Source organism: Novosphingobium sp. BF6 (genome assembly GCF_058273105.1).
Genome location: NZ_CM177776.1, coordinates 32,563 through 59,051, shown reverse-complemented (window position 1 = coordinate 59,051; position 26,489 = coordinate 32,563). Strand labels below are relative to the sequence as shown.

General features: G+C 57.9%; 16 protein-coding genes. 10 read left to right on the top strand and 6 right to left on the bottom strand.

The window, feature by feature from the left end; translation table 11 throughout:
- Nucleotides 1-2: 2 nt before the first annotated feature.
- From nov2 to AC4D6D_RS15775, 4 genes are read left to right on the top strand one after another with little or no spacing between them, the layout of a single operon-like run.
- Complete coding sequence (gene nov2, locus AC4D6D_RS15790; RefSeq protein ID WP_491328031.1) at nt 3-1,469, top strand: lignostilbene-alpha,beta-dioxygenase NOV2; 1,467 nt, start codon at nt 3-5, stop codon at nt 1,467-1,469.
- Between the two features lie 35 nt (nt 1,470-1,504).
- Entirely contained in the window at nt 1,505-2,905 is a 1,401-nt protein-coding gene (locus AC4D6D_RS15785) for an aldehyde dehydrogenase family protein (RefSeq protein ID WP_491328030.1), read from the top strand.
- 4 nt (nt 2,906-2,909) lie between these two features.
- Nucleotides 2,910-4,598: an acyl-CoA dehydrogenase family protein gene (locus AC4D6D_RS15780; RefSeq protein WP_491328029.1), complete on the top strand. Its 1,689-nt coding sequence runs from the start codon at nt 2,910-2,912 to the stop codon at nt 4,596-4,598.
- 23 nt (nt 4,599-4,621) lie between these two features.
- Nucleotides 4,622-6,229 carry a GMC family oxidoreductase gene (locus AC4D6D_RS15775; RefSeq protein ID WP_491328028.1) on the top strand — a complete coding sequence of 536 codons (1,608 nt, stop codon included), beginning with the start codon at nt 4,622-4,624 and terminating at the stop codon, nt 6,227-6,229.
- 288 nt (nt 6,230-6,517) lie between these two features.
- Here the strand turns inward: AC4D6D_RS15775 and AC4D6D_RS15770 are convergent, their stop codons facing one another.
- From AC4D6D_RS15770 to AC4D6D_RS15760, 3 genes are all read right to left on the bottom strand, one after another.
- Complete coding sequence (locus AC4D6D_RS15770) at nt 6,518-7,807, bottom strand: diaminopimelate decarboxylase family protein (protein WP_491328027.1); 1,290 nt, start codon at nt 7,805-7,807, stop codon at nt 6,518-6,520.
- 71 nt (nt 7,808-7,878) lie between these two features.
- Nucleotides 7,879-8,817, bottom strand: a complete 939-nt coding sequence (locus AC4D6D_RS15765; RefSeq protein WP_491328026.1) for a 2OG-Fe(II) oxygenase family protein — start codon at nt 8,815-8,817, stop codon at nt 7,879-7,881.
- Nucleotides 8,814-8,936 carry a hypothetical protein gene (locus AC4D6D_RS15760; protein WP_491328025.1) on the bottom strand — a complete coding sequence of 41 codons (123 nt, stop codon included), beginning with the start codon at nt 8,934-8,936 and terminating at the stop codon, nt 8,814-8,816. The genes AC4D6D_RS15765 and AC4D6D_RS15760 overlap by 4 nt, the downstream gene beginning before the upstream one ends.
- 188 nt (nt 8,937-9,124) lie before the next feature.
- On the opposite strand from AC4D6D_RS15760, the gene AC4D6D_RS15755 reads away from it, so the two are divergent.
- Both AC4D6D_RS15755 and AC4D6D_RS15750 read left to right on the top strand, forming a co-directional pair.
- Nucleotides 9,125-10,681 carry an MBL fold metallo-hydrolase gene (locus AC4D6D_RS15755; RefSeq protein WP_491328024.1) on the top strand — a complete coding sequence of 519 codons (1,557 nt, stop codon included), beginning with the start codon at nt 9,125-9,127 and terminating at the stop codon, nt 10,679-10,681.
- Nucleotides 10,678-11,718, top strand: coding sequence for a methyltransferase (locus tag AC4D6D_RS15750; RefSeq protein WP_491328023.1), 1,041 nt, complete (start codon nt 10,678-10,680; stop codon nt 11,716-11,718). Before AC4D6D_RS15755 ends, AC4D6D_RS15750 begins: the two co-directional genes overlap by 4 nt.
- Here AC4D6D_RS15750 and AC4D6D_RS15745 read toward each other — a convergent pair.
- On the bottom strand, nt 11,677-13,050 hold the full coding sequence (locus tag AC4D6D_RS15745) for a peptide MFS transporter (RefSeq protein WP_491328022.1): 1,374 nt from the start codon (nt 13,048-13,050) through the stop codon (nt 11,677-11,679). The two genes, AC4D6D_RS15750 and AC4D6D_RS15745, sit on opposite strands and share 42 nt — an antisense overlap.
- A 744-nt stretch (nt 13,051-13,794) precedes the next feature.
- Between AC4D6D_RS15745 and AC4D6D_RS15740 the strand changes: the two genes are divergently transcribed.
- The 4 genes from AC4D6D_RS15740 (at nt 13,795) to AC4D6D_RS15725 (ending at nt 25,012) form a co-directional block, all read left to right on the top strand.
- On the top strand, nt 13,795-19,662 hold the full coding sequence (locus tag AC4D6D_RS15740) for a hypothetical protein (protein ID WP_491328021.1): 5,868 nt from the start codon (nt 13,795-13,797) through the stop codon (nt 19,660-19,662).
- 90 nt (nt 19,663-19,752) lie between these two features.
- Nucleotides 19,753-21,126, top strand: a complete 1,374-nt coding sequence (locus tag AC4D6D_RS15735; RefSeq protein ID WP_491328020.1) for a hypothetical protein — start codon at nt 19,753-19,755, stop codon at nt 21,124-21,126.
- Nucleotides 21,127-21,155: 29 nt separating this feature from the next.
- Nucleotides 21,156-22,550, top strand: coding sequence for a hypothetical protein (locus tag AC4D6D_RS15730; RefSeq protein WP_491328019.1), 1,395 nt, complete (start codon nt 21,156-21,158; stop codon nt 22,548-22,550).
- On the top strand, nt 22,547-25,012 hold the full coding sequence (locus AC4D6D_RS15725; RefSeq protein WP_491328018.1) for a hypothetical protein: 2,466 nt from the start codon (nt 22,547-22,549) through the stop codon (nt 25,010-25,012). Before AC4D6D_RS15730 ends, AC4D6D_RS15725 begins: the two co-directional genes overlap by 4 nt.
- On the opposite strand, the gene AC4D6D_RS15720 is transcribed toward AC4D6D_RS15725, so the two are convergent.
- Complete coding sequence (locus AC4D6D_RS15720; protein WP_491328017.1) at nt 24,987-26,225, bottom strand: beta-ketoacyl-[acyl-carrier-protein] synthase family protein; 1,239 nt, start codon at nt 26,223-26,225, stop codon at nt 24,987-24,989. The genes AC4D6D_RS15725 and AC4D6D_RS15720 overlap by 26 nt on opposite strands.
- Nucleotides 26,222-26,488 carry an acyl carrier protein gene (locus tag AC4D6D_RS15715; RefSeq protein WP_491328016.1) on the bottom strand — a complete coding sequence of 89 codons (267 nt, stop codon included), beginning with the start codon at nt 26,486-26,488 and terminating at the stop codon, nt 26,222-26,224. The genes AC4D6D_RS15720 and AC4D6D_RS15715 overlap by 4 nt, the downstream gene beginning before the upstream one ends.
- Nucleotide 26,489: the final 1 nt, after the last annotated feature.

Here is a 26,489-nt window from a genome sequence, read left to right as displayed (position 1 = left end):
CGATGTCCGTGGATACGAGATACCCTGCCACGGTTCATTATCGCGGACTGAACCGCCCCACGCACATCGAGGGCGGCGCTCACGATCTCCATGTGGAAGGCCAGATTCCTCCGGAAGTCGACGGGGCTTTTTTCCGCGCAATCCATGATCCTGCATATCCGCCTCGCTTCGAGAATGACGTCGTTCTCTCGCGCGATGGGATGATCAGCAAAATCGAGTTCAAGAACGGGCGGGTCAGCACCGGGATCCGGTATGTCCAGACCGATCGATTTCTCGCCGAACGCGAGGCCGGACGCGCGTTGTTTGGTTTCTATCGAAATCCATATTCCGATGATCCCAGCGTTGCCGGCGTTTCGCGGACCGTCGCGAATACGACGCCGTATTTCCATGGCGGCCGCTTATTCATCTCCAAGGAAGACGGCCTACCATACCGCATAAATCCCGAGACCCTCGAGACGATCGGCAAATGGGATTACGAGGGGAAGCTGCGCAGCGAGACGTTGACCGCGCATCCCAAAATCGATCCCGAAACCGGCGAACTCTTTCTGTTCGGATACGAGGCTGACGGTCTTGCAAGCCCGAAAGTTGCCTACTGCGTCATGTCGCCGAATGGCGAGCTGATTTCGGAGCAATGGTTCGATGCGCCGTACTGCGGAATGCAGCACGATTTTGCAGTGACCAAGACCCATGCGGTATTTCTTGTCTACCCGACGATCGCGGACTTGGAGGGCATGAAAGAGGGTGGTCCCCACTGGATCCACCATCAGGAGCGTGAAAGCTGGATTGCCGTGATGCCCCGCTACGGGAGCGTCGACGACCTCGTCTGGATCAAGGGCCCGGCGGGCGTACACAGCTTCCACGTCATGAATGCCTTTAACGAGGGCAGCAAGCTCCACATCGACCAGTGTCTTTTCAATACGAACTTCTTCCCGTTCGTCATGGAGCCGTCGGGCATCGACATGCAGGTCGAAGGGGCGCTGACGCGGTGGACAATCGACCTCGACGATCCGGCCGCCGGCGTCGCCTCCGAGGTCCTTGGCCCATTCTGCGAAATGCCGATCATCCCGGTGGCGGATATCGGCCGACGCTACTCACGGGGTTGGTATCTCACGCTTGATCCCAGCAAGATCACGATGCTGGCGAACGGTCCCAGCGAGGTGGTGTTCAACTGCCTGCAGCGAATTTCATTCCCGGATCGATCGATCGACTCATTCTCGCAGGGGCCGGGCATAGGGTTCAATGAGCCGGTCCACATCGCTGCCCGCGATCCTGGCCATGGCGGTTGGCTCGTGATGATGATCGACCGGGTCATTGCCGAAGATCATTTCGCCCAGGAGGTCTGGATACTCGAGGCCGACGCTATCGCGAACGGACCCATCGCAAAGGTGCGTATGCCTTTCACGACATGTGAGCAGGTTCACGGATGGTGGGTCCCTCGCAATGCGCTTGAGCGGGCCATTCCAGCCTGATTGCTCCAACGAAATAAAATCTGGGAGAGATAGTGATGTATCAGATGCTTATCGACGGTGAACTGGTCGACGGCTCGGCGTCGCTCGATGTGATCAATCCAGCGACCGGCGAGGCTTTTGCGACATGCGGTCGCGCCGAGGAACACGATCTGCAGCGCGCCGTCGCGGCTGCCCGAAACGCGTTTCCCGCCTGGGCTGCCTTGAACTGGACGGAGCGAGCTGTCTATCTCAACGCACTTGCCGACGGCATTGAAGAGCGGGGCGAGGAGATTGCCCAACTGCTGACCGACGAGCAGGGCAAGCCGCTGGGCCAGGCACGGTTCGAGGTTGGGGCATCTGTAGCAGCATTCCGGTACTTCTCGGCCCAGGAAATGCTTCCCCGGGTTGTCGTGGATGAGCCGACGAGCCAGGTCATCGAGCATTACCGCCCGATCGGCGTAGTGGCGGCAATTACGCCGTGGAATTTCCCGCTCATTCTGCTTTCCGTGAAGCTGGCTGCGGCGCTGGCCACGGGAAACACGGTTGTGGCCAAACCGGCGCCGACCACTCCGCTTTCGTCGCTGCTTGTCGGGGAAGTAGCAGCCGCGACCCTGCCTGCAGGCGTCCTCAACGTCATCGTCGATGCGAATGACCTGGGCGGCTTGCTTTCGGCCCATCCGGACGTGGCCAAAGTGACATTTACAGGTTCGACGGCGACCGGAAAGAAGGTCATGCACAGTGCCGCCTCGTCGCTCAAACGCCTGACGCTCGAACTCGGCGGAAATGATGCCGCGATTTTGCTCGACGACGTCGATATTGACGAGGTCGCCCCCCAGATCTTCAATGCCGCTACATTCAATGCCGGTCAGGTCTGCATGGCCGCCAAACGCATTTATGCGCCGAGGGCAAAGTACGATGCCCTTTGCGATGCGCTCGCCAACCTTGCAAACAGCGCTGTCGTGGGAGACGGGCACGATCCTGCAACGGCAATCGGGCCGATCCAGAACCAAATGCAATTCGACAAGGTCATGGATCTTATCGAAGACTCGCGGCGGATCGGGAGGATTGTTGCCGGCGGGCAACGACTGAACCGACCGGGCTTTTTCATCGCGCCCACCGTGGTGCGCGATCTGCCCGACAATGCGCGCCTGGTTCAGGAAGAACAGTTCGGGCCGGTTATCCCCGTCCTTGCCTATGATGACATCGAGGAGGTCATCGAGCGGGCGAATGACAGCGAATTCGGCCTTGCCGGCACCGTCTGGGGCAAGGATGTCGAACGCGCCGTCGAAGTGGCCATGCGCATCCGGACCGGCACGGTGTGGGTGAACAAGCACCTGGATCTTCGCTTCGACGTGGCATTCGGCGGGGTCAAGCAGTCCGGCATCGGACGGGAACAGGGAGACGATGGGCTGCGTGAATTCGTCGAAACCCACGTAGTCAGCATCGCGAAGGCCTGAGCCGATGAATTATGCCCAGCATGCCGACGCATTGGCGCGACATCTGGCGATCATGCCGTTTCGTGATCGCCTCGCCCAAATCGCCCCCGAGGCTGTCGATCCCGAAATTGAAGCCAGCGTGATCGACCAGGCGGCTCAATTCACGGAGGGTTCGCTTGAACCGGTTGCCGCTATGCTGGACCGGCTTGGGGTCACCGTCGTCGATGGCCGCGCAACGACCAGCGTCACGCAAATCGAGGCCTGGCGGGCCTTCTGCGATATGGGGTGGCTGTCGATGGTCGCGCCGGAACCCTACGGCCAAGGGCTGTCACTCGCGTTGCTCACGGCTTGCGAAGAGCTTTTCAACCGGGCCAGCGCACCATTCTGCATGCTGGCGACATCGACACGCACAGCAGCAAGCCTCCTGACTTCATGCGCGTCGCAAAGCGTTATCGACGAATGGGTTCCGCGCCTCCTTTCTGGGGAATGGTCGGCTACCATCTGCATTTCGGAACCGGACGCGGGTTCCGATGTCGGGCGGATTCGGACCCATGCACAGTGCACTGAGCGTGGCTGGCAAGTTACCGGTGAGAAGTGCTGGATTTCGTACGGCGACCATGATCTGACATCCCGGATCGGTCACCTGACATTGGCGCGGAGCACGGATGGCGTGGGCGTGCGGGGACTTGGCCTCTTTCTCGTGCCGTCTACGCGCGAAGACGGCAGCGCCAATGCCGTTCATCTCCGCCGTGTCGAAGAAAAGCTGGGACTGCATTGCTCGCCGACTTGCCAGATCGGCTTTGAGGAAGCGGAGGCCGTGCTGCTCGGAGACGAAGGTCGCGGCTTGCAGACCCTGTTTCAGATGATGTTGCTGATGCGGCTGAATTGCGGTCCTCAGGGCATGGGAGTGGCATCCGCAGCCTTCGCGACCGCACTCGGCTACGCCCAGGATCGAAAGCAGGGTGGGCCTGCCGATAGGCCTCCGGTCGCGATAGTCGAACATACCGACGTGCAGCGTCAGCTTCTCGAAATGGCGGCGGTTGTCGAACTGGGCCGAGGTTTGAATTTTGCGGCCGCGAACGCGCTCGATCTCGGGGCGCGGTGCGGAGATCCGGAAGAGGCAGGCCGCTGGACCGATCTGGCCCAATTCCTGTTGCCGCTCGTGAAGGATGGGGCGGCGCGCGCAGCGTTCGATGTCTCCAGTGCCGCCGTCCAGGTGCTCGGTGGGGCCGGTTATACCTGCGAGTGGCCGGTCGAGCGTTACCTGCGTGATGCGCGGGTCTTCTCAGTCTTCGAAGGCACGACAGGGATGCAGGCGCTCGACATTCTGCATCGCCGGGTTTGGAGGGACAACCGGGCCGGGATCGAGGCATTCGTGACGGCAATAGCCGATGACAGCCGGGATTGCAGTGCTCTTGTCGATGCCATCGGCAGCCTCAATGCCGCTTCAGATGTGCTTTGCGATCTCGCCAGCATGCCGCGCGAAGGTGAAGCAGGTGCTTTTGCCTTTCTCGAACTGTGCCGGTCGGTTGCATACGGTTGGATTGCCGCCCGAATTGCAAGGCTGTCCGGAAGCGATCCTGTCGGGAAGCGCATGGCCGCGGCGGCTGACTATTATCTCGCTGTCTTGCCGACGCGCGCGCGCGCTTTTGCCGAAGAGGCGACCATGGGATCCCAGCGCCTCGCCGGCCTCGCCGCCTATCTCGAACATTGAAGAATTTGGCAGGACTGCAAGCCATGGATGAAGTCGATTTTATCGTTGTCGGTGCAGGCAGCGCCGGTTGCGTTCTGGCCGCTCGCCTGAGCGAGGACGGGCAATCGCAGGTAGTGCTGTTCGAAGCTGGTGGCTCGGACAAACATCCGATGATCTCGATGCCTTTTGCGTGGATGCAGACGCTCGGCATTCCGCGTTTCGGCTGGGGCGTAATGAGCGAGCCGGAACCTCACATGGATGGCCGCGTGCAGGCACTTCCACGCGGGAAGGTGATGGGGGGCTGCGGATCCATCAATGGACTGATGTATATTCGGGGAGCCGCAGCGGACTACGATGCCTGGCGCGACCAAGGCCTTCAAGGCTGGGGTTACGATGATGTGCTGCCGTACTTCCGCAAATCGGAAAGCAACTGGCGCGGCGCATCGGCCATTCATGGAGGCGAGGGGCCTATCTCGGTTTCGCCGATGATCCCACATGAAGAACTCTTCCCGGCTTTTCTGGAGACTGCGGGACGGTTGGGCTATTCTCCGTCGCCTGATTTCAACGTGGCGGCGCCCGAGGGCTTCGGCCTTCCCGATGTGATGGTGCGCAAGGGAGTGCGTCACTCAACTTCGCGAGCCTACATCGATCCGGTACGCCGACGTCGCAACCTGGAGGTGAAATCGAAAACACTTGTGCGGCGCGTCGTATTCGAAGGTCGAAAGGCGGTAGGCGTTGAATATGAACAGTGCGGCATGCGCAAGGTTTTGCGGGCAAGGCGTGAAGTGATTCTCTGCGCGGGTGCCTTCAACTCACCCCACCTGCTCATGTTGTCGGGGATCGGACGGGCCGAACATCTGGCCGATCACGGGATCGAGACGATCGTCGATCTTCCCGGGGTTGGCGAAAACCTGCAGGACCACCCTATCGGGCTGACGTTCTGGGGTGCCTCCAAGCCCGTTACGTTCGAAAATGAATTGCGACTGGATCGACTGACGTGGAACGTCCTGAAATGGGGACTGACCGGTCGGGGCACTCCGGCTCAAAGTCCTTTGACGGTACAGGCGTTCATGCGTTCGGGGGCTGAACAGGAGCGCCCTGATATCCAGTTTCAGGTGAGCCATGTCTCTTATGAGGCAAGGCCCTGGTTCCCTCTGATCCGCGGCGGGGCAGGGCACATGATTTCGGCCGGCGCGATCCTGCTCAACCCGGAAAGTCGCGGGCGGGTCTCCCTGGCATCGCCTATTCCGAATGAGGTTCCGAAGGTTCTGCTCAATTTCCTTGAAGCAGAGGGCGATCGTGTACGGCTCAGGCAGTCGTTCCGCTTCATGCGCGAGTTTTTCAACACGGCGCCTGTCAGCGATTTCATCTCCGGTGAACTCGCACCTGGAGCGAGCGCGGAAAGCGACGAGGCTATCGATGGCTGGCTGCGCGCAACTGTCATGAGCGGTGCGCATCCGGTAGGGACCTGCGCCATGGGCCATGGCCCCATGGGAGTCGTCGATCCCAAGTTGCGCGTCCGCGGCACCGAAGGACTCCGTGTGGTCGACTGCTCGGTCATGCCGGACATTGTCCGGGGGAATACGGCTGCTCCCGCGATCATGATTGCCGAAAAGGCTGCTGACATGATCCTTGGGAAGCAAGCGGCTTAATAACTAGCACTACTTTGGCGGAAATGGGTAGGGCGGTCCGGTAAGGCGGCATCCGCAGCGAGCGGGATTGCAAGAAGGTGTAGGCCATCAGGGCATGGCGGTGAAGTCGGCTTCCGGATCGACCCTTGAATTGACCCGGCCCCGGTTCTTCTCGCGCCTGTGAGAGCGTTGATCGGGGGGGCTGCGGATTACTTGCGCTCGCCATTTGTGCGGTGTCCACGCACCAGCCAGGCTGCCTTGCCCGGCATATGCTGGGCTCCGGCGGAGCAGAGGCCTTTATCGCCAAACTCAGCGATCACTTGCTGCGACAAAACGCCTGGCGCAAGGCATCGTCTGGGTCGCCAGATAATCTTCAATCGTCTCTGCCCTGCGAATGCATTCGATTTCACCGTTGGTGCGCAGTAGAAGTTCCTGAGGACGCAGGCGGCCGTTGTATTGAAATCCCATGGCGTGCCCATGAGCGCCGGTATCGTGAAACAGGAGATAATCGCCCTCCGACGTTTCTGGAAGATCGATCTGCTCCGCGAACTTGTCGTTGTTCTCGCAAAGCGAACCGACGACATCGACAGTAATGCCCTGGCCCGTCTTCTCCCGGCCATCCGGACCGAGCACGGTTACGTGGTTGTAGGCATGCGGATACATTCCCGGTCGCATCAGTGCGCTCATGCTGGCATCAACCCCGACGAATTCGCGATACTTCGACATGCGGTTGATGACTTGGGCGACCATGACCCCGTGCGGTCCGGTGATGGCGCGGCCACATTCCATATGAAGCCTGGGCCACCAGCCCTGACGCGCCTTGAACTCGTGAAAGGCCGCGGAAGTCCGCGCTGCGAATGTATCGAGATCGAAGCGCGATTCACCTGGGCGATAAGGAATTCCGATACCGCCGCCGATATTCACGAACTCCAGCGGGGCACCGAGGCGTTGGGATACCGAAGCTGCGGATTGCAGCATCATTTCGACGATGCCGTACATGTGTTGCCAGTCTCGCGCGTTCGTCAGCAGCATGGTGTGAAGGCCAAATCTGGTCGCACCGCGTTCGCGGGCGCGAAGGAAGGCTGGAACAAGCTGATCGGTACGGAGGCCGAACTTCGCTTCCTGAGGCTTGCCGATAACACTGCTTGCTGCTTCGCAGGTTCCGGGATTGAACCGGATTGAAATCAGGTCCGGGAACGCGGGAACTTTGTCTACGAAGCTGAGATCATCAAGATTCAGTATGGCTCCCCCACATCCCAGCGCAGCCAGATACTCTTCCTGCGAGGTGTTGTTGGAAGAAAAGAAGATGTCGCTTCCGCTCGCGCCGATCATCCTGGCCATCTGCAGCTCGGCAAGCGAACTGCAATCGAATCCGAAGCCAAGCTTGCGCCGGAGTATGTCGAGGATACGCAAGTTGGGCAGGGCCTTGACCGCATAAAACTCTCTGAAGTCCGGCAAGTCTGCAAAAGCCGCATTGAGCTGTCGTCCCGTATCGAGAATTCCAGCTTCGTCGTAAATGTGAAAGGGAGTGCCGAACCGTTGTATGATCTGCGGAAGCGCTGCCGATAGTGCCGAGAAGAAGCTGTCGGAGGCAGGCACGTAGTTTTTTCCTGGTTCTGGACTCGTCTATACCGTTAGACTGTGGCGTATCTGCCGACCTGAAAAACGCTCTAGGACAGGAGCGAGGCCAGTAGACGTTCATACTGCGGCCCTGTGTCGAAAGGTTTGTATCTCGCCGGTTCGTTACGATCGATCGTGAAAGGGGCGAGCGGACTGACGAGCGTAGCGTGCGAAGGTTTGTGCTTGTACTGAATCGAAATGCGATCTTTCGCCACTTCGCCCACTCTGTGCTGAACTGCCCGAAATCCGCCGTTGGTCCATCGCTGGAAGTAATCGCCGATGAAGCCGAAGACCTTTCCCGGCCCTGCGGGAACGCTGATCCATTCGCCGTGGGGGGACAATACCTCCAGCCCGCGTTCGTCCTGAATCACAAGCGTGAAGACGGCGCGATCGACATGGGGCGACATGCCATATCCGACCCGGTTGCCAATTCGTTTGCCGGATCCGGGTTCATAGTAATTCAGGCCGAGCCTGTGCATCGGAGCCGCAAAATAGGGGGCAAAGATTTCAGGTTCCTGATTATTGCCAATTGCAGCCAATGCCATGAGCCGATCGGCCAAGGCGTTCATTTCATGAAAGAACGATAGGCTGCGGGTGAAGGGGGCGTGAAAGAAGGATCGGTCGATCCGATCTGCGCCCTTTTCCGGATCATGGCAGTTTCCAATCCGGTATTGTTCACAGGCTTCCGCACCGCCGTGAAACAGGCTTTTCTCCGCGCCGAGGCTGCGGTATCCGAGAAACTGTGTCCGAATATCGGCACGAAAGACTTCTTTCTCCAACGCCGGGCGGGTGAAGAATGATCGGGATTCGGCAATGACTGCAAGCGCCCGTTCCGGATCGATGCGGTGGTTTGCCAATTTGAAATACCCGAATTCGCGGCAGGCCGCGTCCATCTGGGCAGCCGCAGACGTAACCGTGTCGCAGGTCGAGAGCGCGCCGATGTCCGGCATGTCGATGCAAGGAACGTCTTTCGCGTGAAGCTGGATCACGGTTGAACCCCCACAAAATTGTCCAGCACGCGATACGGCCAGCGCATCGCTACCGGCATGACCGTCAGCATCGGATCGATTACTTGCTCATCATCTTCCATAGCGATTGCCATGTCCATAGGTGATTGAACGTTGTTCTGAATAGATAGATCCAAAGTTACTGTTTTTCTCGGTTAAACGCGTTGACTGATTCGAGTAGGTCTCATCTAATACGCGCGATCGGCATGGGGTTGATCTGACTCGGCCTTCCGTAGCGGTGGGGCGAGGCTCGCGGAGATTTCCAGTGGGGCGAAGCGAACGCGTTTTCTTGCGGCAGGACGTTATTGTCGAACCTCTGGTGGATCGCTGGTATGCCTGGCCGCATCTGATCTCGCCGGCCACCGCGGCTCGCACCATAACCGAACGGCATTTGAAGATCATGGCATCTTACATGGATGCCCCGAAGATGCATGAAATGGCTGCGCGCAATCCCAAGATGAAGGGCGGCCCGTTCATGGATTACGGTGTCGACCGAAGCGCGGAAGTCGGGGCCTTGATGAAGGAAACCGCCTCGCGGCGCCGTGCATCTCTGCGGCTCAGCGAAGCGCTTGCGGACCTTGATGCCTTGCTCAGGCGGCAGGCGCGCGGAGGCCCCATGGCTGCTCTTTATGAGCAGGTGCCCGACGCGTTGAAAGGTCTTGTCGAACTTACCTATGGTCCGGGGAATGAGCCTGGCTTCCGACTGATAGAGCCGCTGTTGTACCGGGCCCACCGGGCGGAGCGCTCTTCTCAAAGCCTGTTCCTCGGTCGCGGCAACGGAATTCGGCCTTTCATGATGAGCACGCCGCGACTGGCCGATGATGAAGAGGCAATGCTGCATGTGCCGTTCGATCATCCCGGCGTCGACATGCTGTTCGACATGTTGCTCAGTTCTCGTCCGCTGGAGGAACTAGGAGAGGCACTCGGGATGTCGGATACGATGCAGGCGCGCCTGCTGCCGTTTGTCACGGATGCACCGCCAGTAGCGCCTCCATCAAGGGCATCGCGCTGGCGCTATTTCGGGCATGCCTGCGTCCTGCTGGAAACGCCCGAATGCACGGTCCTGCTGGATCCCGCGATCCGAACGAGCGGAGAAGGTGGCGGCCCGGGTTTCAGTTACAACGATCTGCCGGAACGGATCGACTACGTCCTGCTGACACACAACCATCAGGATCATGTGCTGATCGAGACTCTTCTACGGCTGCGAAGCAGGATCGGTACGATCTGCGTGCCGAGAGCGGGCGGGGGGATGCTGATGGACCCCTCGCTGCGTCTGGCATTGGAAAGCATGGGCTTTGCAAACGTTATCGAACTTGGGGAGTTCGACAAGGTAGAGAGTAAAGGCAGCACGATAACGGCAACACCGTTCCTGGGCGAACATGGTGATCTGGCCATCCAGTGCAAGACGACATGGCATGTCCGGCTGGGGAACCGCGATTTCATGTTCGCTTCGGACTGCAAGAACCTGTCGCCTGAGCTCTTCCGGGCCGTGCGCGACGCCGTCGGGCGGGTGGACGTCCTGTTTCTCGGCATGGAATGCGACGGAGCGCCCATGAGCTGGATATACGGACCGCTGTTTGCGGCGCCGCCGGCCAGGGAGCACGATCAGACCCGCCGCCTTGCAGGATGTGATTTCAGGGAAGGCGCCGAACTCGTCGAGATATTCGGCCCCGAAGAGATCTATGTCTACGCCATGGGCATGGAACCGTGGCTCAATCACATCATGGCTACGCGATATACTGCCGAATCCAACCCCATCATTGCTTCTCAGGCGTTGGTCGACGCCTGCCGCGCCCGCGGTCTTCAGGCGGAGCGCCTGGAGGGCGCGAAAGAGGTTGCGTTATGAAAGGTACACAGGCTTGGCGCCGTACTCTCGACTTTGAAGGCCTGCAGGATCTCATCGACTCCCATTACCGGTTCCAGTTGTTGAATGCGGCCGTAAAGCTCGACCTTTTTACCCTGCTGCGCAAACCGGCAAGTGCGTCCGATATTGCCCAGATGTTGGGAATGGCTCCCCAACCGCTGGTCATGCTCCTGACGGGATGCGAAGCATTGGGCTTGCTGGTTCAGGAAGCGGGACGTTATCGGTCAAGCGAGATAGCGGCACTTGCTTTGGTTCCGGGGGCGCCTTTCGACCAACTGCCGCTGGTAAGGTTCGCAGACGAGGTCACCTACCCTGGTGCGAGCAGACTATATGAGGCATTGCTTGAAAATCGCAACGCCGGAGCCGAATTCCTGAAAGGAGAGGGCGATACGCTCTATGCCCGACTTGACAGCAATCCTGCCGCTGCGGCGGCGTTCGTAGGGATGATGGGCACGGTTACCCGGCATGTCACGCAGCGCCTGCTGCGAGAGATCGATCTGTCGGCGGGCGGAGACCTGCTTGATGTAGCGGGTGGGGGATGTGAACTCGCGATCGCGCTTGTTGACCGGTGGGCTGATTTGAACGTCACGGTCATGGATTTGCCGAGAGTCGTCGAAGAGGCCCGTGGCAAGCTTTTGTCGTCAGGCCAGGCCGATCGCGTGACCCTGGCGGCAGGAGATGTGTTTAGTGCCGATCTGCCCGGATGTGATCATCTTGTGATGGCGCATTTCCTGGAAATCTGGAGCGAGGAGCGCTGTCGGGGCTTGCTGAAGTCGGCAGCGCAGGCCCTTCGACCTGAAGGTAGAATCTACTTGATCAACATGGTGCGGGATGACAGCGGCAAGGCGCCATTCGCCTGCACGGCGGCGTCGCTGTACTTTCATGCCATTGCCTCCGGGGAAGGGATGGTAAGGCGCTGGCAGGATTACGAGGACTGGCTCGATGGCTCGGGCTTCGTTCTCGAACGGCGGGCCGCGTTAACGCCGATGCACGGGTTGATCGTTGCCCGACGGGCATAGCACGGGCCATCGCCTTCGCAGAACGATCTCTCGTAATGTCAGGGTCATGATCAGACCGGTTGCTGCAACGGCGGCATGCAACATCCAGAAGGCCGCAGGGCCGAGTGGTTCGTAAAGTATTCCCAACTGGCCGGCCACGACATTTCCGACAAAGAATATCAGGAATGCGCTGTTGATCATCATCGCATTCACTGCCGGCGGCGCTGCTATCGATAGCAATGCGATAAGCGGGGGCCAGTGGTAATTGAAGGCTATTCCGGCGCCGACAAGTACCAGAACAACGACGAACGCATTGACTTTATCGGGGCCGGCAAGGCTGGATGCCAATGCCAGTAAGAGGACTTGCAGCAGAGTCAGCGCGGCTCCGATGGCAATCTTGTGCAAGAAGTCCGGCTCCTTTGCGCGAGAAGCCTGGATGCGCCACAGCAGTATAAGAAGCGGCGCCGACAGGACGCTTGCAAGCGCGTCTATGGAATTGAACCAGGGCGTAGGAATGGAACCCAAGCTGGTATGGCGTTCCACGTGATCTTCGATCCACACGATGCCCACATTGAAGAGTTGACTGTAAACGATTGCTTGAAACAAGGCGACGATCATTACGGCAATCAGAATTACGACGCTAGCACGGTCGGTTCGACTGAGCGAATTGCGTTGATGCACGCTTTTCCGTTCGAGATAACGCGGAAGGGTCCTCATTCCGCCGAGGTAAGTCGCCAGGCCAATCGCCATCAGAGCGGCGGCTATGCCAAACGCGGCATGCCAGCCATAGCTTTCGGCAACTGCCCCGCAAATCAGAGGACCGCCCATCGCGCCAAGATTGACCATCATTGCCAGCAAGGCAAAACCGCGTGTCCGCCGGGTTTGATCACTGTCGGGATAGAGTTTTCCAAGTTGGGCCGAGAGATTGCCCTTTACCAGTCCGCTCCCACATACGAGGCATCCCAGTGCGACCAGGAAGGTCTCGTCGAAAGTCATCATGAGATGGCCGCATGCGAGCAGGACCAGGCCCGCCACGACTGCCATGCGTATTCCGATCAGGCGATCGGCCAGAAACCCGCCGATCAGTGGAGTCAAATACACCAGGCCCGCGTAAAAACCGAAGAGTTGGGAAGCTAGAGCCTGATTGGAGAGAGGCCCGTAAATTGCCTCCAACGCATCGCGCAAGGTTCCCAGTCCGTAGACAGAGTCGATACTGCCCGGTTGGAACAAGGACTGGACCATGTAGAGCATGACCAGGGCGCTCATCCCGTAATAACTGAATCTTTCCCATGCCTCGGTGACGGCGATAACATAAAGCCCACGTGGCTGAAATCGATCGACACTCTCAATCATGAACCTGTCCCGGAGGGATGCCTTGTGAGCAAGGCATAGTGATGTGGCATGGTAGTCTGGATCAAGATTTTTATCGGGTAAGGATGATTTTGTGGAGTTTAAGAATTTTAATTTTACTGATGACTTCGTGAGTTCAGGTTTGATTCGAGGAATATTATCCCGAGGCCAAATGCATCTCGTCGGTCATCTTTTAAGGGTGTTAGTTGAGCGTATGTCGCGAGCGACCTTAGGCCTGGATGGAGGCCATCAACGGCTTGAAGCCGGTATTCGATCGGTAACGGAGTCCTGGGCATCGGCAAGAATATCTATGAAATTCCAGTGGCATACTCATCAAGAAATCAAAAGGATGTCGGAGCAAAGTTCATGGGAATTGAGTGAAAAAGAGAAAGATCCTAATTGGTGGCGATTCTTGTCCAAGAAGAGATATTGATGCTAAACGATTTGCGTTCGATATGTCGTTTTGTGGCGCAGAAAACGTTTGTGAAACGCGAATTCGGAAAATTTGTTAACTGAAATGTGCTGTTTCAGAAATTTAATTTAAGCGCTGCCAATGAATTTTCAGTTATTCTGCAAAAACTTCATGGCTCGTTCTGTAGGGTGGTGGGGCGGCCTCGAGTTTGCGCAATATTATTGAAATTCGAGAATTACTCGATTCATCAAGTTCAATTCAAATTCAACTCGTCTCGGTGATCCGAAAATTTCCATTTCAGGATTCATCTTGCGCTGCGTTGTGGAGAAAATATCGTGGTTAATTCGATCGGTATTGGCACATCGATAAATCTTCTCTTTGGCTATCGGCCTGTGTGGAACCCTTCCGGCACAATTGCATCGCCCTTCTTCCTGCCGGTCGAACAGCCCTTGCAAGCGCAAAATCCCATTACCACACCGTCGCAATTGCAGTATTGGTCGGGTACTCCGGTCATTACGCTTCATGAAAGCGCGCAGTCGCTCGTCTCGATGCTCTATGATTATGATGTCCTGTCGCTCGCCAACGTACAACAGAACATCGACATCCCAGCCGGCCCGCTTTCGCTTGGAGACGCGGATGCACTGGCTGCGCTTTCTGAAGTCGGTGAATTTCTAGGCATCGATTTCAGTAACCCGCAAAAATACATGCTGGTGACATATGAGCGCTGTGTGTCAACGACATCCGGGGACTATACCGACGGGAATGCCTCGCGAGCGATTCAGGACATCCTGACACCGGCGGCGGCCGCTGCCTTTGCCGCGCTTCCCAAGGCGGCGGCGCCGAAAACCGGATCACCGCTTTACGACAGCAAGATAACGCTCGCGGATGCGCGTGAATATCTCGCCGCCATCGGGCGATTCGGAACTCATTTTGTCACCAAGGTCTTTAACGGCGACAAAATTCTGCAGGTGTTCATCTACGACGACGATGCATTCAAGTATCTGCAATCCCAGTTCGCGCTATCCGCAACCAAGCAGGCCGATGGAAAAATGGCCGTGTCCGGTGTTCTGGCCAACAGTTGGGTAATCTATACTTCGCCGGCGGTTGCGGGGCAGGGCTTTGCCGCAGGATATGGGGCCTTGACGACGATTGGCCGTGATTCGGCTCTTGCAGCGGCAATAGCGGACGGGAAGTGGGCGGACGGTTATGTCCCCGATGGCACGCCGAGCATTTTCGCCGCCTCCAAGAACTATTCGCTGCTCGCGCCTCTAGATCAAGTGGTGCCTTACAGCTGCCAGTTGACTCCTTTGGCGCAGCTTCTGACCAGTTCGTTGATCCAGGGGCCTTGGGACCGGTTGGTTGCGGGCGGACTCATGCAGAAGTTCGGTGACGCCGTGGTCATCCCGCTGCGACGTCCCCTGGACTATGACTGGGCAGCAATCTTCCCGCAGGCGACGGATTCCTGGGCGTCCGGTATCGTGACGCCCGTTGTCGACATTTATCAGGAACGGGTCGACCTTGCCCAGGTCAAGCTGTCGGGCGCCGAAATCATCGGCGAATCCTACCAGATGCAAAGCTTTTCCTGCTTCGCACAAGTGTTGCAGGCGACTGCGATTCCCGATGGGGGAGCCATTTCGCTTCCGTCAGATTCCATTACGCTCATCGCTCAGGTCATCGATACGACGCAGTCGTCGCAGACGCCCGTGCTGCAGATGAGCGCTACGGCGCTTCAGCAGATGACCGTGGCCTGTCAGGATATGTATGGTGCCATGATCTTCCAGGATATGGCGGATGAAGGTGTACGTAAGACAGCGCTCGATGGATTCCTTCTGGAAAGTTCGAGCGAGCCAGATCCTGTTACGAACCGCTACACGGTTGCATTGGCAGGCGTTCTTACCGACCCACCGGGTGCAAGCGTCCTGGAAGGCCTTTCCCAGAGCGTGGAATTTTCGGTGGTCGCGGGCGAGTCTCTCTTGCAGGCGCAGGGACCTTCCGCGGAGACAGTCAGGGGTTTGGAGGTCGAGTACCTCAACTGGCTCGCCCGCATCATTCCGGCGGATACTACGGATCCGGTTCTCGCAAACGCGCGCGTGCGCGCTCTTTACCTTGCGAACTCCGTCGCTGATTTCGGCAGTTCCACCGTATTCGTTCCTTATGTCACGTATGACAGCTATGCGAAGTACGTGGGGGATCTGGTCACTCAGGCCACAGTGCTGAGCGGTCAGATCGGCCAATATCAGGCGCAGTTGATCACGACGGTTTCAACTTTCAAGGTTATGAACTCCATCGCAGCGGTCAACGATAACGTCCGCGCGATTGGCGGGGTGTTGACGCAATATTTCCAAGCGCTTGCGAATGGCCGCAATGCGATGGACCAGTATTATCAGGGCATTCTCAATCAGCTCGACGGTCAGCTTCAGGCCACGCTCAAGAATATTGTTCGGTTGCAGGAGCAGCTTAGCGATCAGCAGGCGTTGATCAGCAATCTCGGATCGCCTCCGGGCATCATCCAGCAGTTCGAAAAGGACTATGTCGAATACGAGAAGGATGAGGTTTTCCAGGCGGTGATGGGGATCGTCACCGGTCTGTTCAGCCTGGGAGTGGCGTTTGCGGGCATTCCAGGTGCCGCCGAAAAGGGCGTGCTCGATGCCTTGGAGGCGTTGGAGGACGTCTACGACAAGCTTCAGTCCGTCATGGAAGTCATCAGCAAGCTGAGCGTGATTGAGCAGACAGTTCAGGATGTCGCGAAGATCAATGAACTGGCCAGTTCCATACAAGCCGCGGCTGATGCCGGCACTCTAGAAATGCCCAGTGCCGTAGACATTCAGATGATTCCAAACAACGTCGAGGCGGCTCTTGCGGGAGTTCCTCAGAACGGAAGTCTGCAACAGGACAAGGCAAACCTGATCGCCGCGGTCAAAAACCTCTCCATCGTGGGGTCGGCATTGCTCAGTGCCCAGGCTCAGGCCAGTCAACTTCTGGTCGAAATCGCGAATACCCAGCGTTTGAAGACGATCAATGGCCAGCAGCAGGCGCAGATGTCGGGTCTCGTCAACGCGCTGCACCTGAACAACCTCTCGGTGCCGCCGGATCTGGCCAAGATCGATTTGATCGGCATGACCGGGCAGTTGCAGTTTCAGCTCAAGCAGGTTCTCAGCACGCTCGCGAAAGTCTTGGTACAGCAGAACGGCGCATTGCAGTTCACATATTTCGGCGAACCGGTGCCGATTACGTCCTTTTCCCTTAACCAGTTGCTGGCGGTCATCTCGCAGCAGGACGCCAGCATCATCAATGCGATTCAGGACCTCAATCCGCAGCCACAATCCGTTCCAGGCCCTGTTACGGTGAAGATTGGCTCCATCCCTTATAAGGAACTGATCAACGGTCGATTCAAGCGGCTATCCGTACATCTGTCCGAGCCGGGTTTTCAGAACTACGTCATGGTTCGGATCGACAGGGTCGTTCCCAGGGTTTCGGGCGTCAAGTCCACGGCCTCGGGAAATTACGAGATCGCACTTGACACCAATGCCCAGCCGTTTCTCGATCGCGACCAGGACAGGGGAACACGCACTTTCGCCTCGACGCAACGGGTGTTCGGTCCCTACGTGTACAATGTGGCGACGGGGGCAGCTGAATTCGGCACAGGCGTGGGAACGTTTGCCGATAGTGTTACCCATCTCACCCCGTTCACGGACTGGAATATCTGCTTTCCGGCCAAGAGTACCAATCGCAATATCGAGTTCGACGATCTCTTCGTCGATATCGAACTCGATTTCTATGTAACGGCGATCTACAACGATCCGGTCGTGTCGTTGCGACAGGCGTTGATGCGCGCCGCGCAGGCGAACCCGATCGAGCCTATGGTGCTGTTTGCCGGCAGTTCGCCCATGGCGGCGGACCTTGAAGCTACGATACAGGCGGCCGTTCCGGATTCCACGCCCAGTCTGGCCTATCTAGAAGGCCAGATGTATCAGAATCAGAACGTACTGAACGGCTGGGATGCAGCCTTCAGCATGATCTCCGAACCTGTAAATGCCTTCCTGAACCAGCAATTCCAGGCCTATCTCAAGACACTGCATCCGGGCAGCGACAGTGGCCTGATGACGATTTCGGCTTCCTATTTCGGAACGCCGACGCCGGTTTCCTTCCATGGACAGACGTTCTGGACGAGCCAGGTAACCAAGCTGGATATCGACCTGACCAATCCGCTTCTGCAATTCGTCGCCAGTGCCGACCAGGCAACGGTGCAGCAATTCATCGAGAGTGGTTCCGTCACGTCAGGGTCTGTCGATGTCAACGGCAGCGCGAGCGTGCCCAGCACGTTCATTCCCGGCAATGCCTATCTCCCCTCAGGGCCACTGAATTTCACGGTTGATTTGGCGACCAACGAGCTGGTGATACCGGCAGCCGACGTATTGGGGAATGGTCTCGGCAGTATTTACTTGAAAAGTTCAGGCAATTTGCCGGCTCCCTTGCAGGCCGGAGACCCGTCGCAGAATACGAATGAATACTTCATCGTCGGCTGGGCCACCACCGCCAGCGAAACCCGTATCAAGCTGTCTGCGGACCCAGCGGGAACTGCGCCGATCGTGCTGACCGATGCTGGCAACGGCGTGCATACTCTGACACTCGGTATCACTTGGAACACGCCCTCGGTGGTCGATACCAGCAAATCTCCTTATGTCTTTGCGAACGTGCAATTGTCCACGATTCAAGGCATTGTCGAGCCGCCTGCCGGACAGGGTGACGCCAGCGCAACGCTTACGGTTACGCTTGATTTTCCCACCGGGTCCTTCGTGTTGCGAAACATTCACGTAAATCCGCCGAATTGGGATCCCGCGCCCAATGCGACGCAGATCTCTGACGCGATAGCAAACTATTACGCGCAGAATGAAATCAAGTTCATCGTGCAGACGATCAACACGACCAATCTTGCCAGCGATCCGGCACTGACACCAAGCAAGTTCGTACTGCATGCCATGAACACTAATGCCGGCAATAATGTGCTTCAGCTCCTCATTGCGACCACCGGGAAAGTTCAGAACCTTCAGGCACTCGCATTGACGGAACCAGTGGCCTACGATCCCGGTGGACCTGTGGCGGGATCAAGCGATCTCATGGTCTCGCTCATGATCAGTCCGCAAGTGACGTTCCAGAACATCTTCGTTGACAGTTTCAACCGGGGTTCCACGAACTTCTTCGTTGCAGCGGTTCCGCCCAGTCAAGACTTCCAGGCATGGAGTGCGACAATGTCGTCCGGGACCGTCAATGCACCCGTGCCTTTCAAGGACAGCTATCAGGTCAACGGTACCAAAACCCAGTTCCGGATTTCGGAGCAGTCTAACAATCTCATATGGGATATCTCCGGCCTAACATTCTCGCGTACGCAAACAGACGGCATTGCCTTGTCCTATTCGAATGGGACCTCCAATCCGCCGACAGGTGGAACGACAGTGAACTTCCAGTATCGGCAATATGTCTATGCGCCGGGTTCTAGGTATTCTCCTGGATATTATTACTGGACGGGATGGTCGGACGCTTCCGCTACCGCCTATGTGACGATGGCGGGAACCTATCCGCTTGAAGTCACCAATGTGGGAACCAATCAGGAAGTCGGTTTCTCGACGACGAACCCACAGGTAAACGTCGACAAGTCCAGTGATCTCAAACCCACCGGTGCCTGCGAGTGTAATGACAACGATATCAAGATTGCATTGATGTCGGCTCTGTCGGATGCAGTCCCGGCTCAGTTGCAGCAGAACATGCAGCAGATCAGCTTCAAGCCTCTTTCGGTCATGGCACTGGAGAGCCTTCTGTTTCCCGCCAACCAGCTCATTTCGATGAGCACGGCCAAAGTTCCGTCCGCGGCGCTCGTCGTCGGGAGTTTCCTCGCACAGGTAAGGCAGAAGAGTTCGAGTTATACCGTGACCATTCCCGCTTCTGCCGGTGCGATGGGGGCTTTTGGATCGACGAGTTTCAAAAGCGGGACTGCGGTAAACAGTGCCACCATGACAAATCGACCGGCAAAATTCATGTTTACTTATGGTCCGATCGACCCATCATTGGGTAATCCGGTCGATTATACGATCGACATTGAGAAGGGCACCGTGACCCCTCCGCTGATCGCGGCAGTCTATCAACCCGATACGACCGGCAATCCGCAGAACGTCACGCTTCTGCTGCCCGGTTACGGAACGTCATGAGGCCGGTATGCGCATGATCGCGGTCAGGCCAGCGCCCTGCAGACGATCCGGTGCCCGACCGTCTCATGACAAACCTTTTCGGAGACCGCGATGATCAAGCAAGTTTCCTCCGACACAAGGGCTCTTCTGGCCCAACTTCACGCTGCGCCTGCACTTCCCGAGGGCTGGGATGCAGCGCTCACTTTGTCCGGGCCCGCCGTGGAAGCTCTGATCCTGAGCGATTGGAATACATCACGGGATGTTCAAGCGGACCACTCGTTGTTCTGGATAGCGCCCGCCGACGTAGAGGGGCGGTACGAAGTTGTGGAAGTGCAAACCGAGTTGCCAACGCCTGTTATCGGTCTGAACGTGGACAGTCAGACGATGCATCTTGGGTTCAAGATCGAAAGCGGTTCTCTTCAGTTCGCAAGCCTGTCCGCCGACGAAGTCGCGCACGTCAGGGAGGCAGGAGGGCTTGGCGCAGTTCGTGGTGCGATTCCTTCCGTCGTGACTCCTATAACGCCACAGAATCCACTTCGGCTTGAGGGGACTGCCGGGTTCGAGGTGTCGACGGCAGAAGATCAGGCAAGCATATCGATCGGACTGAATCTCGCAACAGCTACCCTGACTTTATCAGGCAGCGGAAGCGAGGCATTTTCCAGCCAAGCATCGACGCAGACTTTGGTTCGCTGGCTGGCTGCGCACAAGCAGACATTCCGTATCGCATCGTGGACAACGGGAAGTGAAGCCGAGGCAGGCTCGCTGAGCGTCGCGACCGTTGCCGTTCGCATCGTTACGTCGACTACGGGCAAAGAAGTGTTGCAAATCCTGACGAGCAGTTTGCCGGGTGTCGTCGCTTCTTCGTCTGTCCGTGGAGTGGTGCATCCGGACGGCCAGGATTTCAGCCTTCTTGTCAGTTCGCAAGCGGCGATGACGGTGCTTGCCAATGCGTACAATCTCGGGCGTGGAGCGATAAAGCTGGCGGCCGTACCTCCGGAAGACGACCGGGGTCACTGGTCGGCATTTGTTCATGAGCCCATGACTTTTGAAGGGGTTTTCGGCAACCAGAACGGAGAGGTCTATGTTACGGACCATGCGCGTCTTTACATGGGCTTCGGCGGGTCGGAGAGCGGAGAATTGAAACTCTTCACGTTCACAGACCCAGCCTCGACCATTCAGTTGCAGCTCAAGCTCGCCGCAGATTTTCCGTTGGGCATAGATGGCTCGGGTGCAGATCAGACCATTGGTGTGGATCAAGGCAGTCAGTCGGTCACCGCCGATGGCTTTTACGAGGCGATCGTACAGCCCCAGCTTGAGCGTTTTTTGACCGAAGACATCAAGACCGACATGACTCAGGTGCGCATGACGGCGATCAGTGATTTTCTGCTTCGCGATCTTGTTCTGTCCGGACATCGGCCGGCTTTGGCGCTTGTCGCGCTGCCGGGTGAATTGTTGGTTGCGGGAAGTCTGGCCCTACGGGGGTAAACGCCCAAGTTGCTATGAGGGATACGCATATGGCCGATAGCCCGACACTCGCTTATCTGCTTGGCCAGATGGCTCAGGACAAAGAGGTGCTCAACGGTTGGGACGCCGTGCTTAACGTCCTGGAAAGTGCGATCAATACCTTCTTCCAATCCCAATTTGCAGAATTGACGTCAGGCACTGGGCAGATGGTGATCAGTCAGGTGTTCTGTGGACCGCCTCTCGATAGTCCTCATGGAAGATATTGCGTGGTAACGCAATATTCGTTCACCTTGGGGGCGCCCGACTTTGTATTCACGGGTGGTTCGAACACTGTCGACGTGACCCAGAACATCGTCGCGGGGATCACGCGCTCCGGCACGATGGCGGTGGGGCCTGATTTCGTGCCCGCTGCCTGCGGCTGCGTGGCTAACGATCCCAAGGTAACATGGGGACCGCTGGAGAATGTTGATCTTTCTGCGCACCCGTCCATTTCTGCTCAAGTTCAACTTACTTCCGTCGTCGGCCTGATCGATCCGACAACCCATACTCTTGTCCTGGATTTTGCGAACGGCGCTTTTACACTGAACAACTTGATGCTTCACGGCGTATCTCCCGGACAGATGGCAGACCAGCTGCTCAGCTGGTTCGCAACGCATGGCGTGAGATATGAGCTTGCCTCGCTGGATTATTCGGACGGAAGTTCGATCACCTCTCTGACACCGACCTCGTTCCAGTTCCATGTGTTTCAGACCAATTCGGGTAACATAATCGTTCAGATACTGATTACGACCGATGGAACCCCTTCCCAAGGGGTGCCGATCATCCTTGAGCCGATACCGACTGCGGATGGATATACCTGCACCCTCATGATCAACTCCCGGATCGTTTTCAGCGATATCCTGTGTGCGGGCTTTAACAGTGCGGGCAAATCGTTTCAACTTTACCCACAGGCTCAAAGCGGAACCCAAGGGTACTGCGCATTCATCTCGCCGGAAATGCATTTTTCAGGCTCTTTCAGCTACGGAAGCTGCTGCGATAGAACGACGGTTACTTATTCGCTATACCTTGGAGGAACGTATACCGGCACTGCAACGAATGGATTTTATCTCTATCAATCCATCACCCCAAGCGGAAACGTTGGAAACACGATCACGGTTTCGGCCAACAATCCCGTCTCTCTTTCGGGGTCGGGTGAAGGGCAGACCATCGGGATCACGCCGCAGCCTCCATCGATCAACGTCACGGGGGGCGCTTCCGGTACCATCAACAGTCAGTTGCAATCGATCCTGACCGGTGAATTCCAGACGGCCATGTCAGGCATATCGTTCACGCCGGTGAGCTACTTTGCACTCCGAAGTGTCCTGTTCCCTGCCAGCCTCATCGCCATGGGCGTCGTTCAGGTTCCAACCGACTTGCTGATTGTCGGGACGTTTCAACCGAAATGAGCGAAAGAGACGGAGCCGGGGAGTATGCTGCCGTTCAACTGGGTGATGCACTCGATTTGTGGGCGGGCCTGAAGGCGGCCTTCCCGTCCACGGAGCTTCCCTGGAAAGCGGTGCCAGGGCGGCCGACCCGTACGGAACTCTTCCACCTGCCGAGCGATTGTGCCAGTTGGGGGCAACCCGCCTTGTCTCTCCACGAGGACGTGGGCGATCTTCTAAGCCATATCTTCGACTACAGCGTAACGCCTATGCCCGGGCTGGATGGTCCGGTACAGGTCAAGGCGGGGGGGCCGATGACTCCGTTTTCGCTACGGAATCTGGAGCAGCGCCTCTGTATGGACCTCACCGTTCGTCCGGCTCCGGCACATCTCCTGCTCCGTATCGCCGGGCCGCGCGCGACCGGTTACTATACGCCGGAGTGGCAGGGAGCGAACCGCAAGACCCGGATCCAGGAATGGCTTACGCCCGAAGGCCGCGCTGCGATGGCGCGCCTCCGGGTGGACATGCGTCGTTGCGGCAGCGAGTTTCACGGGGATGTCACAGCGCGGCAAGCGCAAAGATATGTCGACTATTTCGCCGAAATGGGAACACACGTCGTTCGCTCGATCACTTGCGGCGGTCTTCTTTTTCAGGTCTTCGAAGTCAATGCAGATCTCCTTGGGTCGTTGCGCGAGGTTTTCGGATCGGTCGGGCAGACCAGGACTATTCTCGCGCAAGGTATGGATCACCTTGCCCGCGAACCCTGGGTGTGGCGTGCCAGCCCGATCCTGTCCGCAGACGAAGGCGCGCAAGCGGAGCAAGTCTGTCGGCACGAAATCTGGAAGAGCGGACAATCCGGCACCCTATCTGCTCTTCTGGCGCCGAAGGCGATGTCGTCCGCTGGGTATTCTGCTGTACTCGACATGCTTCCTGCATCCAGCATCATCGGTGCCAGTTTCGCAAGCCAGGCGCTCTACCTGGAGGACTATCGTGCCGATGCCTGGGCTCGGATCATGAGGGCGGGTCTCAATCGACGATTCTCTGGAATCCGCTCGACGGGGTGGCGGAAGCGAACCTGCCATTCCGTGGAAAATTTCCTCGGCAGCGCCGGACTTGTCGGCGAGGAGGCGCTTTGCAAGGTGGCGGATGCGATGCTGCCGCCGCTCGTCCTCTCGCTTGATGTTCGAAAACCGGCTCGCGTTGTGTTGCCGCCAGAGAACTGCCTGGTTCTTTTTGCAGGCACCGATCCCCACGACGGCGCTCCAGCCGAACTGGAACTTAACTGCGGTCATTTCGATCCGAGCCGTCTTGCGATAGCGTTCGTGGATGGTTCGATCTGCGTGACCGACGCTGGCGGCATGCGGTCTTGTCTCGTCGAGGGCCTCTGGCTGCATCCCTCCAGCGAGGGCAGGCCGGATGCCCTTTTGCCCGCATCTACTCCCGATGCGGTCGTGCTGGCGAAGCAACAGCCGCTCTTGATCTCCTACGCCAGGTTGATGGCGCTTCTGCAGGGTGACGGCTTTCCGCAGGAGATTACCCATGCGATGGGCCGTGCTTCGCTATGGCTTGCCAAGGCTGCTGCGAAGGACGGGCGTCTCGGTGCTCTCAGATGGAGGGCCATTCAGTCCGCTCGCGGTGCGGGGCGGATCGAAGCGCGTTCCCTGGCGCTCGACCGGGCAAGGACCGGAGAGCTGGCTCGCTTGCTGGAAGGCTGTATCGATCTTCTGGCTATGCCTGTGCACGGCACCATGCTTGAGCAAGCCGTTCGTGCGGCAGGGCGCAGGTTTGAGGCATTTTACCGAGACTTGCTGCAAAAGCAGGATCTGTCGGAATTGGATCGGCATCATCGTGTTGCAGGAGAGAATGTGCATCGTTGCCTAGTCAGTCTGGGCCAGACGCGGGGATTGCCCCCGTCGGTTTGCGCGTTATTGGTTCTGGGTACGGATATGTCCATGCCTCCCGACGCAGAGGTGCTTCCGCATCGCCTTCTGGCGGATGGTCATGCCGAAGCAGACGTTGCGAATGCCGTTCTGGCGCTGCGATCGTGCTACACAGAATCTAGGGCCATTGTGATGGCGATGCAGGAGGGGGAAGGTGAAGCCGCCGATCTGCTCGAACGGGAGATTCTCGGCTGCGGTGAAGGGCCTAAAAATCCTGCACTCCATCTTCTGACCGCTTTGGAGAAGCTTTGCGAAAGCCCTGAGGAAATCGACGCGAACGCTCGCACTTTCCTGATACGCGAGACCGGGGAGCTTATGGCGCTTCGTGGCCACCTGCGCATCCTGCACCGCTCGCGGATGATGCCGGGAGGCGCCGACAGGGATGGTCCTCAGCTTTCCAGACTGCTCCTCATGTTGGAGGCTCTGGATATTTGCCGGGCAGTGGGTATCGATTCGGTTCCGCTGGATAATCTGGCGCCCAGCCTGATGGCAGCCCGGATAGAAGGGGTATTGTCGGAAATTACGGCGCGTCATCAATTCGCTTGAAGACGATAGAAGCATAATGCCCGCCGAATGCGAATGAATTCGACAGGGCATACTGCGCCCGCATCGCGGACGGCTTGCCGCGATCCGGGCCGCGTTCGGCCGAAGTATCGGTGCCGAACTGAACGGGCCATGGTGTTTCCTGTCGTTGGAGCGCCAATATGGTTGCCGCCGCTTCCAGCGCACTTGCGGCGCCCATGCAGTGGCCAATGGCCGCCTTGGAGGCGGTGATCGCCACGATGCCATCGGTTTCCCCGAACAGGTCTTCAATCGCATCGCGTTCGAGAGCATCGTTCAGTTCGGTAGCCGTGCCGTGGGTGTTGATATGCGCGACATCCGCCGCAACGATGCCTGCATCCTTTATGGCAGCCCGCATGGCACCCGTCATGCCGCGAAGGCTCGGCCGGGTCAGTGTCGGCGTATCCGACACGACGCCCGATCCGCATATTTCCGCCAGAATGGGAGCGCCACGAGCGAGGGCGCGCTCCTCGTTTTCAAGCACGAGAACGGCGGCGCCTTCACCGATCACGAAACCCTTCCGATCCTGACAGAAGGGACGCATCACGCCATGAGTCACGTCGGTTTCCGGAGTCATGACGGACAAGGCGTCCCAGGCTGCAAACAGCGCCGAGGACGGAAAAGCTTCCGCGCCGCCGACAAGGCAGATTTCCATGTCGCCGTCCCTTACCGCGCGAGTTCCCTGGGCTATGGCATGGGCGGAAGCGGCGCAGGCTGCGGTATGGGCCGCAGAGGCACCTTGGAGGCCATATCGCAAACAGAGCGCGGCGGCGGGCGCGTTCAGCATCATCTTGACGATAGAAGTGGGGCGCAGCCGCTCCTTGCGTGCAATCCTCAGAACCGAATCCTGTATAGCTTCTCCCGGGCCGAATGCGGAGCCCATCATGGCCCCTGTCACGGCCGCAATTTCCCGGTAGTCCAGGCCGGCATGACGGAGTGCCTCATCGGCTGCCGCCATAGCCATGAGGCTGACGCGATCATGGAACTGGCGTTCCGATTTGCGGATCAGGTCGTCGCCGGAAAAGCCGTCAATCTGGGCTCCGTAATGGCAGTTCAACGCATCGGTATCGATACCCTCTATGCGGCGAATGCCCGAGCGAGCCGAGAAGAGTCCCTTCTCGAATGCTTCCCTGCCCGAGCCATAGGCAGACAGGACACCCATGCCGGTTACGAAAACCCGGCTCGGACGGCCATTCATTCCCCGGAGGCCGGCTGCACCGTGCGGTTCTTCAGAATTTCGCGCTCCAGAAGGCGCAGGACATCACCTAGATTGCCAAGTTCGTTCTTGTGTTCCTGCATTTCGAACATGATCGATACATCGAATTTTTCCTCGATCTCGAACATGATCTCGACGAAGTCCAGAGAGTCTATCTGCAAGTCGATCAGGGTTTTGGTGTCCTGGAGTTCATCAGGAGATGTGTCCAGATATTCTGCGATGATCTTAAGAAGCTCTTCCTTCATC

Excerpts from the sequence above, each read along its gene's own strand:
- nov2 (WP_491328031.1), top strand. The coding sequence starts at position 3 with ATGTCCGTGGATACGAGATACCCTGCCACGGTTCATTATCGCGGACTG.
- AC4D6D_RS15715 (WP_491328016.1), bottom strand. The coding sequence starts at position 26,488 with ATGAAGGAAGAGCTTCTTAAGATCATCGCAGAATATCTGGACACATCT.
- AC4D6D_RS15760 (WP_491328025.1), bottom strand. The coding sequence starts at position 8,936 with ATGGACATGGCAATCGCTATGGAAGATGATGAGCAAGTAATCGATCCG.
- AC4D6D_RS15780 (WP_491328029.1), top strand. The coding sequence starts at position 2,910 with ATGAATTATGCCCAGCATGCCGACGCATTGGCGCGACATCTGGCGATC.
- AC4D6D_RS15725 (WP_491328018.1), top strand. The coding sequence starts at position 22,547 with ATGAGCGAAAGAGACGGAGCCGGGGAGTATGCTGCCGTTCAACTGGGT.
- AC4D6D_RS15745 (WP_491328022.1), bottom strand. The coding sequence starts at position 13,050 with ATGATTGAGAGTGTCGATCGATTTCAGCCACGTGGGCTTTATGTTATC.
- AC4D6D_RS15785 (WP_491328030.1), top strand. The coding sequence starts at position 1,505 with ATGTATCAGATGCTTATCGACGGTGAACTGGTCGACGGCTCGGCGTCG.
- AC4D6D_RS15720 (WP_491328017.1), bottom strand. The coding sequence starts at position 26,225 with ATGAATGGCCGTCCGAGCCGGGTTTTCGTAACCGGCATGGGTGTCCTG.
- AC4D6D_RS15750 (WP_491328023.1), top strand. The coding sequence starts at position 10,678 with ATGAAAGGTACACAGGCTTGGCGCCGTACTCTCGACTTTGAAGGCCTG.
- AC4D6D_RS15730 (WP_491328019.1), top strand. The coding sequence starts at position 21,156 with ATGGCCGATAGCCCGACACTCGCTTATCTGCTTGGCCAGATGGCTCAG.
- AC4D6D_RS15735 (WP_491328020.1), top strand. The coding sequence starts at position 19,753 with ATGATCAAGCAAGTTTCCTCCGACACAAGGGCTCTTCTGGCCCAACTT.
- AC4D6D_RS15775 (WP_491328028.1), top strand. The coding sequence starts at position 4,622 with ATGGATGAAGTCGATTTTATCGTTGTCGGTGCAGGCAGCGCCGGTTGC.